This window comes from Paenibacillus chartarius (assembly GCF_042432825.1).
Classification (GTDB): Bacteria; Bacillota; Bacilli; order Paenibacillales; family NBRC-103111; genus Gordoniibacillus; species Gordoniibacillus chartarius.
On record NZ_JBHLWN010000078.1, the window covers coordinates 22917 to 32196 of the forward strand.

A 9280-nucleotide genomic window follows, 5' to 3' on the forward strand; every position below is an offset into this window, starting at 1 on the left:
GTTTAATTTCACTTGAATTTGCTTCGGTATTCGCCCGGTGTCATTTTCATGTAGTTTTTGAACACGATGTTAAAATAGGTGCTGTTTTCGTACCCGACCATCTCGCCGATTTCGTGGATTTTATACCGGGTCTGCCTTAATAATTCCTTCGCCTTGTTCAGTCGAAGATTCGTCAAATATTCCTGGATGCTGATCTTCATTTTTTCTTTGAATAAAATCCGGAGATAGTTGGGACTCAGATATACCCGCTCTGAAAGAGAGATAAGCGTAATCGGGTGACGGTAATCCTGATTTAGGATCGTGAGGATTTCGTTGATGATGTAATCATCTTTATTGCGTTTTTTTCGCTCCATGTACGAAGAGATGGAAGTGAAGATGTTGTTCGTATATTGGGTCACATCCGGGATGGTCTTGGCATTAAGAATATGCTCATAAATCTCCCTTTCTTCTTCCGCTATCCTCCCCAAGCTTTCGCCCGCACCTGCCAATTGCATGGCCAAATTGGAAATCAGCAGAATGAACAAGCTCTGGAAGCGAGCCCAGTTCCGGCGGGGATCCACGCGCATGACTTGGACTAGCCGGTCAAGATCCGCTTCACTATACTCGCCTTTCATTGCCGCATCGATCAGCTGCGCAATGGCAGCCTTAGGATCCTGCTGTTCCGTTTCCAATGCATCGCTATGGGGCTCCTGACACGCCGAAAAATGAACGAGCTGCCCATACCCCAGCTTGATTTTGCGGCTAGCGGCAACCCGCGATTGCCGATAAGCGTTGGGCAGCTCTTCCACATTCGCAACCAGATCACTGACGCCGATCGTAAACTTATAGTTGACGGTTTCGGACAACAATCGTATTTCCCGATCAATATCGTCGATGGTCCGCGCCCCTTCCTCCTCCCCTTTAACCAAGGAATGCAGAAGGACAATGATGCAATTGCCCGAACTCTTAAATACGTACACATGCTTTGGGCTGCAGGCGCTTTCAAGTTTGTGTAAAACCACTTGGAGAACATCGGAAAGCTGAAAAACATCCGTGTCGCCGTCAACATCTAGCTCGATTAGAGCCAGCTTGTACATCCCGACCATGTTTAACTGGAGATCGCGTGCCTGAACAATTAAAGACTTCATATCATGGGTGTTCTTCCCCGAAACAAGGAAGTCTTCGAGAAATCGGGATTGCAAATAACGAAGATTATCGTGAAATTGTTCGATGATTTTGTTATGTGCAATGCTCGTGAGCTTCTCGTCGATCAGAATGGAAGTCGTCTTTTTGATCACGCTTATTAATTCCTCTTGTTTAATCGGTTTGATCAAATAGTGATAGGCCCGAACCTCCATCGCTTCCTGAAGAAGACGCACATCCTCATGTCCGCTGGAAAATATGAATTTTGCATGAGGGCACAGCCTCATGATGTTTTTGGCCATCTCGATCCCGTTCATACCCGGCATCATCACGTCGCTGATGATGATATCAGGCATGAACGTTGTCGCTTTTTCCAAACCATCCAACCCGTTGAACGCCGCTTCCACCTGCCGGATGCCCATGATATCCCAATCAATGTAATGCTGCATGGCATTTCTCTCAAAATCGTTATCTTCCACAATCAGTAATTTCGCCATGGTTAACATACCTTTTCTTTGATCTTTTATTTGGTTCCCAATACGGGATTTCCGTCTAGCACCACTATAACGGAGGAAGATTAACGGGATATAAAGTAATTTTTTTCTAGGGGTAAAGTTGCGGTATGGGGTCTAACGACCGGTCTAAAATCGGACATGCAGATCCACCTTGCTCAATAACGATCGAATGCGCGAAAGCTCAAAATATTCGGCCGGCACTTCGCCTGCCCTATAACGGCGATCGCGATTAAAATATCCGAAGTACAGGTTTCTGAATATGCTTTGCAATTCATCCATTTCAAACAATTTCACTGTCTTAACGGTGCCCTCCACCTCGATATTCACTTCGGCGGCTACACTTATCTTGCTGGTTATCTCCTTGGAAAACGCAGTCTTATGCGGATCGTCATCGATCCAGAACCGTCCGTCCGCCGGTTCCCCATCCTTCATAACCTTCACGGTCAGATCGGATTTGAAGTCTCTGTTCACAAACGGTGTGTTTTTTATGTAAACCGGGTTTGCAATAGCAACATTACCAGCCGCATCATAACATTTTGCGAGGATGTAGCTATCCTGGCTGATAATCGTAATTTCATTCACTTCAATACGCTCCTCGTTTACGCTGTATTCCTTCCACACCTCGCCATTGACGATGAGTTGAACCTGATGCAGAGGCGCCTCACAGCATGGAAACGCTTCGATCCGAACGCGGAATTCCTCCCCCGCTTGATAGTTCAGCACCGCTCCCGGCAGTTGTCCGTTCACGCTCAAGAGGACGATTGGACCCGAGGATACGATGTTCCTTCCGGCTTTAACGGATGTACATAAGGCATCAATAGTGAAATCCTCCAAATAGGTATATGTTTTAAATTCGAGGTACTTCGTTTGATTCGTATCGAACGTATGGTCCGTCTCGGCCACTCCCGGCATAAAATACCCGTTGTTTAAGGCATCGTACCAAAGGCTTTGGTAATAGCGGTGATCGCGGTCATACCCCATGATCACCATCGCATCAATCGATTCCGCCAGTATTTCGAACCCCAATGTTGCCGCGATATTACTGATGAATTCCCCCTCATGAAACCACCAGCTTGTCGGATGCGCAGCAACCGCAACGGAATTCCGGCCTCGCTCTCTCCTGAGCGCTTCGTAGGGATAGGGGATCATGAATCTCGGCTCGTCTCCAATTTTCGTAAAAAGCCACGGATCCCATGCCCGATCATAATATTGGCTAAAAGGCGGCTTCTGGTCATAGTTCATTATAAACATGTGCCCATAACGGCATTTCACTATTTCGTTTCCGATGTCCAGAATAAAGCTATCGTTATTTGCGGCCGCGATTACATCAGAGAACCGTTCCCTATAGGAAACCTCGGCATTATAACAAACATCTATATCTTCTCTATGAGTTTCTTGATCATATGGCGAACCTGCGAAGAAGAAGTGATAATCTTCCCCTTTCATGACCGTAGAAGCATACTCTAGGTTGCCGGTTTGTACACTCAGACTTCTTGACACGTGAGAATGCGCATCAAAGGAATACAGTCCAAGCCGCTTCGTATCGATGATTTCCGTTAACACCGTCTCTAACACTACGTCATCTTGAGCCATCTGTATGTTTACCTTTACGGGCGAGAATAACTTCCCTTTCGTAATTTCAATCCCGTACTCTCCAGGCGCCAGTTCAAACACATATTCTCCGTTACAATAGACGGTTGCCTTGTTATTTTCTCGGGGCGTCTCGCTACAATTCGAAATCGCGTATACATGGATCCGGCAAAATATCGCTTCTTTTTTTTCATTGCATACCCGTGCCGTAAATTTCATCTCCATCCTCCCTATCACCATGAGTATTAAATCAAATGGGTCGGGTTATATATCCTGATCCATTGATCCTGCCTGTTTTGTTACATTATATTGCTGCATCAATTTAACTCACAATTCAAAATCCATCGATATTAATTGCAATAAATCATTCTTGTCTTTCTACCCGATGATATATTTCTACTTTTCTGATAGATAAAAACACTGTAAGCCGATGGTTCATTTCCTGCGCGTCCTGTTAAATCCAACTGTAATCCACGTTTACAAACAATCGCATTTCCCTTAACCAACCCTTAACACTAGCTTTCTATACTGAAATGAAGCTATTTCCTGCTAATCTACCAGACAAAGAGGAGAGAACCATGTTGTTGAAAAAACGATTCGCACTCTTGAGCTTGACCGCTATGTTCGTATTCAGCGGCTGCGGCACGAACGATGCCCCGGCAGCCAGCCAAGGCGCGCAGCCTGCGCCGAAGCAAGAGGCTCCGAAGGCTGAAGCCGCCGCCCCAATCTCCGGCAAGCTCTCCTTCTATACATCCCAGCCGGAGGACGATCTGACAAAGCTGATCGCCGCCTTCAATAAGAAATACCCGGATGTCAAAGTCGAGAGCTTCCGCTCCGGCACCGAAGAAGTCGTAGCCAAGCTGCAGGCCGAGAGCAAGGCCGGCAAAGTCCAGGCCGACGTGCTGCTGCTGGCCGACGCCGTTACGTTCGAAGGCCTGAAGAAGCAAAACCTGCTCGCTTCCTACAAATCGCCGGAGCTGGCCAAGATCCCGAAAGAACTGGCTGATGCAGACGGCGCATACACCGGCACTAAGGTGATGGCAACCGTGCTCGCGGTAAATACGTCGAAGGTCAAGACGCTTCCGACTTCCTGGAAGCTCCTGACAACAGCCGAAAGTAAAGACGCCGGCATTATGCCGAGCCCGCTGTATTCCGGCGCCGCCGCTTACAACGTAGGCGTGTTCACCCGCACGGACGGCTTCGGCTGGGACTTCCTCAAGAGCCTGAAGGCCAACAACATCTCCGTCGTCAAAGGGAACGGAGCCGTGCTGAACGCTGTAGCCAGCGGTGAAAAATCGTACGGCATGGTCGTCGACTACCTCGTCGCCCGCGAGAAAGCGAAGGGCTCCCCGGTTGAGCTGATTTATCCGACCGAGGGCGTTCCGGTCATTACGGAGCCGATCGCCATTATAAAGGGCACGGCGAACGAGAAAGCCGCGCAAGCATTCGTCGACTTCGTTCTTTCCGAGGACGGCCAGAAGCTCGCTTCCAGCATCGGTTATGCTCCGATCCGCGAAGGGGTAGCCGCACCGCAAGGTCTCAAAGGCGTCGGCCAATTCAAAGTGCTCTCCTCCGACATTTCCAAACTGGCAGAAGCCCGCGAAGCCGACAAGAAGCAATTCACCGAAGTCTTCGGACAATAAGAAGCGGAGCAGAGTGTAATGGCCGATTCCAAACAGCTTGAACTTATGCAGGAGGGACAAGGGGGCAACCCCTCCCTCCTTTCTTTTCCCCGGCGGCTCGTCAGGCTGGTTCTGTTCGGCCTGGCGCTAGCGGGGCTGTTCGTCTTCTTCGTTCTGCCCATCGCCAAGCTGGTCATCTTAAGTATCAGCGCACCCAGCAGCGCCGGACTTACCCTGTCCCATTACATCGAACTGCTGGGGCAGAAGCGGCTCTGGAAGACGCTGAACGATACGGCCATCATTGTCCTCGGCTCCTCCGCCGTCTCCATTGCGATCGGCGTCATGGCCGCCTGGCTGATGGCTTATTCCGATATTCGGCATAAGAAAATGCTGCATATGGCGATGCTGATTACGTTTATTTTGCCTTCGTATGTGCTGACGCTGTCCTGGTCGTCCTTCATGGGCACCCAGGGGCTTGCCGCTTCCGTGCTGCATCTGTTCGATCCGGCCGCCAAGCCGTGGAGCATGTACAGCTACGGCGGCATTATTTTCGTCATGGGGATTCATCATTTCCCGCTCGTTTACCTGTTTACCGTCGATGTATTGAAGAAAATCCCGCGCGATCTGGAATGGGCTTCACGGGCCGGCGGCGCGGGCAAATGGAAGACGTTCCGGCTCGTCACGCTGCCGCTTGCGCTGCCCGGCTTAACCGCGGGCGGTCTGATCGCGTTCCTGGCTTCGCTCGACAATTTCGGGATTCCGGCCTTCCTCGGCATTCCGAAGAACATTTCCGTGCTGAGCACGCTCATCTATGAAGAAATTATCGGCTTCGGTCCGACCGCCTTCGCGCGGGGAGCCGCCTTATCCGTCATCTTGGGCATAATCGCCGTAGCCGGCACGCTTCTTCAGTGGTTATCGGTACGAAAAATCAGAACGGCAGATACTGTCGTCGAGGGCGACAGCCCCCGCTACTCGCTCGGCAAGCATCGGGGATGGATCACGGCCGCCGTATGGGCGTTTCTCGCCCTCATCACGGTCGTTCCGCTCTTCTCGATGATCGCCATCTCGCTCAAGCGGGCGTACGGGCTTCCGTTCCGGCCGGCCAATCTGACGTTTTCCAACTATAGCTATATTTTGTTCGAGAACCCGAAGGTGTGGCAGTCGATCCAGAATAGTCTGCAGCTGTCTCTCGTTACGGTGCTCGTTTGCCTCGTGCTGGGCTCGCTGCTCGCCTATTTCCGCGTACGGAAGCCGTCCTGGCTGACCAAATCGGCCGAGCTCGCCGTAGCGCTTCCCTACACCTTGCCGGGAATCGTGTTCGCCTTATCGATGATCTTCGTCTGGATGGAGCCGATTCCCGGCTGGAATCCGGGCGTTTACGGCACCGTACGCATTCTGTTCATCGCCTATGTATGCCGCTTTCTGATTTTGCAGGTGCGGGCCGGCATTACCTCCTTCATGCAAATCGATCCGTCGATGGAGGAGGCCGCCCATATATTCGGTGCGGGGTTTTGGCGCAAGTGGTTTACCGTTCTGCTGCCGCTTCTGCTGCCGGGCCTCCTGAGCGGGGCGTTCCTCGTCTTCCTGACGGCGCTTACGGAGCTGACGGTATCCGCCTTGCTCTGGGCCAGCGGCTCGCAAACGATCGGCATCACGATCTTCAGCTTCGAGCAGGCGGGCAGCACGTTGTATTCCACCGCCCTCTCCAGCCTGATCGTGCTTGTCGTCCTGGCCGGCATGGGGGCTCTTGCGTTGATCCAACAGTTGTCGGCCAAGAAGGGAGTTCAACAGCTATGAGTATTCAACTCACCGGAGTCAGCAAAGCCTTCGGAAAATTCCAAGCGATTGAATCGCTCAGCTTATCGATCCAATCCGGCGAATTCGTCGCCATTCTCGGCCCATCGGGCTGCGGCAAAACGACGCTGCTGCGCATGCTCGCCGGCTTCGAGCAGCCGACGACGGGCGAAATTGCGATGAACGGTACCGTCGTCGCGAAGCCCGGCTTCAGCCTCCCGCCGGAGAAGCGGCGGATCGGCATGGTGTTCCAGGCGTTTGCCCTCTGGCCGCATATGAACGTCGCCGAGCATGTCCGGTTTCCGATACGCCATCACAAGGAAACGCCTGCCCGGGTCCGCGCGAACGAGCAGGAGCGGATCGCCGGCGTCCTGCAGATGGTCGGCCTGTCGCAGCACGGCACGCGCATGCCGCATGAGCTGTCCGGCGGGCAGAAGCAGCGCGTCGCCATCGCGCGGGCGATCGCCGCCGAGCCTTCCCTGCTGCTCATGGACGAACCTCTCAGCAGTTTGGATGCGATGCTTCGCATGGAGATGCGCCGCGAAATTCAGGCGATCCACCGGCAGACGGGGACGGCCATCGTCTATGTCACGCATGATCAGGGCGAGGCGCTCGCTATGGCGGACCGGATCGTCGTCATGAAGGACGGCCGCATCGAGCAAATCGGTACGCCGCAGGACATTTACTTGCGCCCGCAGACAGAATTCGTCGCCAGGTTCGTTTCGAAGGCGAATTTGGTGAGGGGGCGATGGGAGCGGAATCATTTTACCCCGATTGGCGGGGATGGAACGGTGCGATGGAATGGCGAGCGGGTCGCGGATTATTTCAAAGAAGCCGGCATGTATCCGGTTCGTCCGGATCAGTTCCAGCTCGGCGCTCCCGGCCGGGCCCGCGGACTGCGGGGCGAGGTGAGGAACGTGCAGTTCCAGGGTAAGGAGTTCCATTACCATGTCCACTGCGCGGACGGCCTATTGGAAATCAGTTCTCCGCTGCAGTTTCAGCTGAACGACGAAGTCTCGATGACCTTAGCGGGGGGCGAGGAAGACTGAGGATGGACGAAGGGAGCCCTAAGCATCGCTGCTTCGGGCTCTTTATGGTCCAATCATACGAGAAACCTCCACATCCACGCTTAGCATGGAGATGGAGGTTCCCGGCAGGTGACAGCTAGTGTCCACGATGCTTTTCTTTGGCTTTCCGTTCCTTTAACAGCCTGATATGCGCCTTCTTCTCTTCGCGCTGCTGCTTCGAGTCTGCTCGCTTCTCCAGCTTGCGCTTTTCGTACTCGAGCTTCATAGCGTCCTGCGCGTGAGATGAAATGCCTTTCCTGCTCATTTCCAAAGCCGCCTGCCTGGCCAATCGCTTCGGATTCACCCGCTTGGTCTCGGGAAGCATAACCGCAACCTCTTGAGTCAGTCCGCTTACCAGCTGCATCATATGCTTGCGGATAAACTCCAGTACTTCCTCATCGTGAGGCTCCGGGCCAAAAACAAATTTGGCGGCCTTCAGCTTGCCTTGGTCTTGTGCTTCAACGACTCCAACCCAGTACTGACCATCATGATAAACCGTGAGCTTCATTGCCTAACGTCCCCCTCATTGTAAAACGAAACGATGGACATCCCGAGGGGGGAAGGTTACTGACATGGCGGTCTTAGAATAGGCCATGCGCCTGGACTACCAACCAGGCCGTGTTTTTTCGTTTCATTCAAGACCGATTATATTTCCATATTCATGAAATCGCAAGTCGGCCTTAGTCCAAAATCAATCCTCCGCAAACAACCGAACGCCCCGTTCCTCTACAAAACGCACCGCCTCCTGAAGCCGCTCGGGGCGGAACCCGAACAGCTTCTGCATCATCGCCATCCAATCCGCTTGTCGCGAGTACTCATGGACTTCGGTGCTCTTGTCGGTTTTGATGAAGAGCTTCTGATTGACCACCGAGTACGCGGCCTCCTGGTTGAACAACGTCGCTACGATGCGCCGCATAAAAGGGTTGTCCTCCTCATCCCGCAAAGAGTGCGTAATCGCCTCGCCAAAGCTCTCGATCGTTACGGGCGTCCACTCGATGATTTTCGTTACGAAGCTCTGCCCGTTCACCCTGCGGTCGATCATATAGCGGCCCGTTTCGATCCGGGTAATCTCCACATCCTCCCCGCGGCGGGAAAACCGGGGCTGCTCTTCCGGATCCAGCGGTTCGAAGAGCGGCGCTCCGTACCCCACATCGACATAATAAGACTTGCCCTCGACGCTTACCTTGTTCGCCAGATGCATATTGCCGTTCACGGCGCGGACGGTTTCGACAGCGAAGCCTAACGATTTCAACAATTCCCCGAAATGGACGTTTAGAATGTAGCAGTTCCCGCCAACGCCTTCATTTTCATGATGGCCCAGGAACGTCGCCGTATCGGGAAGCCACTGCAAGCCGCTCCGCGCCCGATTCGAGTAGTAATGAAATTTGCTCAAATTTTCGAACGGGAATCGATGCAAGTGGCGTTTGATCAAGAAGCGCAAGTACTCCATGGCAGGCTCTCGAACGTCTGCCTGGAGGGCGGACAAATAGCGGGCTTGCAGAGCACGGTCGTTAGTGTAAAATCTCCGTGGGTGTAGGAATTGGAAAAAGCGGATATAGAAAAAGAGCTT

General features: G+C 52.7%; 7 protein-coding genes. 3 read left to right on the top strand and 4 right to left on the bottom strand.

The features are described 5' to 3' along the window. Positions 1 to 8: 8 nt before the first annotated feature. Entirely contained in the window at positions 9 to 1619 is a 1611-nt protein-coding gene (locus ACFFK0_RS21675; RefSeq protein WP_377472458.1) for a response regulator transcription factor, read from the bottom strand. 144 nt (positions 1620 to 1763) lie between these two features. Next, positions 1764 to 3446 carry a CehA/McbA family metallohydrolase gene (locus ACFFK0_RS21680; RefSeq protein ID WP_377472459.1) on the bottom strand — a complete coding sequence of 561 codons (1683 nt, stop codon included), beginning with the start codon at positions 3444 to 3446 and terminating at the stop codon, positions 1764 to 1766. A gap of 359 nt (positions 3447 to 3805) precedes the next feature. Here ACFFK0_RS21680 and ACFFK0_RS21685 point away from each other — a divergent pair, with 359 nt between their 5' ends. Genes ACFFK0_RS21685 through ACFFK0_RS21695 form a run of 3 tightly spaced genes read left to right on the top strand, consistent with a single transcriptional unit; the run spans position 3806 to position 7692 of the window. Continuing rightward, positions 3806 to 4870, top strand: a complete 1065-nt coding sequence (locus tag ACFFK0_RS21685; RefSeq protein ID WP_377472460.1) for an ABC transporter substrate-binding protein — start codon at positions 3806 to 3808, stop codon at positions 4868 to 4870. An 18-nt stretch (positions 4871 to 4888) separates the two neighbouring features. Beyond that, a complete protein-coding gene (locus ACFFK0_RS21690; protein ID WP_377472461.1) occupies positions 4889 to 6646 on the top strand; it encodes an ABC transporter permease in 1758 nt (585 codons plus the stop codon). Continuing rightward, positions 6643 to 7692 (top strand): ABC transporter ATP-binding protein, encoded by a 1050-nt coding sequence (locus ACFFK0_RS21695; protein WP_377472462.1) that lies wholly within the window; start codon positions 6643 to 6645, stop codon positions 7690 to 7692. The genes ACFFK0_RS21690 and ACFFK0_RS21695 overlap by 4 nt, the downstream gene beginning before the upstream one ends. Positions 7693 to 7807: 115 nt before the next feature. Here ACFFK0_RS21695 and ACFFK0_RS21700 read toward each other — a convergent pair whose 3' ends face one another. Together ACFFK0_RS21700 and ACFFK0_RS21705 are read right to left on the bottom strand one after the other, a co-directional pair. After that, positions 7808 to 8218, bottom strand: coding sequence for a YjdF family protein (locus tag ACFFK0_RS21700; protein ID WP_377472463.1), 411 nt, complete (start codon positions 8216 to 8218; stop codon positions 7808 to 7810). Positions 8219 to 8401: 183 nt separating this feature from the next. After that, the coding region (locus tag ACFFK0_RS21705; protein WP_377472464.1) for an arylamine N-acetyltransferase at positions 8402 to 9280 on the bottom strand (879 nt) is incomplete at its 5' end.

Coding starts and splice junctions, on each gene's coding strand:
- ACFFK0_RS21675 (WP_377472458.1), bottom strand. CDS start 1,619: ATGGCGAAATTACTGATTGTGGAAGATAACGATTTTGAGAGAAATGCC.
- ACFFK0_RS21680 (WP_377472459.1), bottom strand. CDS start 3,446: ATGAAATTTACGGCACGGGTATGCAATGAAAAAAAAGAAGCGATATTT.
- ACFFK0_RS21685 (WP_377472460.1), top strand. CDS start 3,806: ATGTTGTTGAAAAAACGATTCGCACTCTTGAGCTTGACCGCTATGTTC.
- ACFFK0_RS21690 (WP_377472461.1), top strand. CDS start 4,889: ATGGCCGATTCCAAACAGCTTGAACTTATGCAGGAGGGACAAGGGGGC.
- ACFFK0_RS21695 (WP_377472462.1), top strand. CDS start 6,643: ATGAGTATTCAACTCACCGGAGTCAGCAAAGCCTTCGGAAAATTCCAA.
- ACFFK0_RS21700 (WP_377472463.1), bottom strand. CDS start 8,218: ATGAAGCTCACGGTTTATCATGATGGTCAGTACTGGGTTGGAGTCGTT.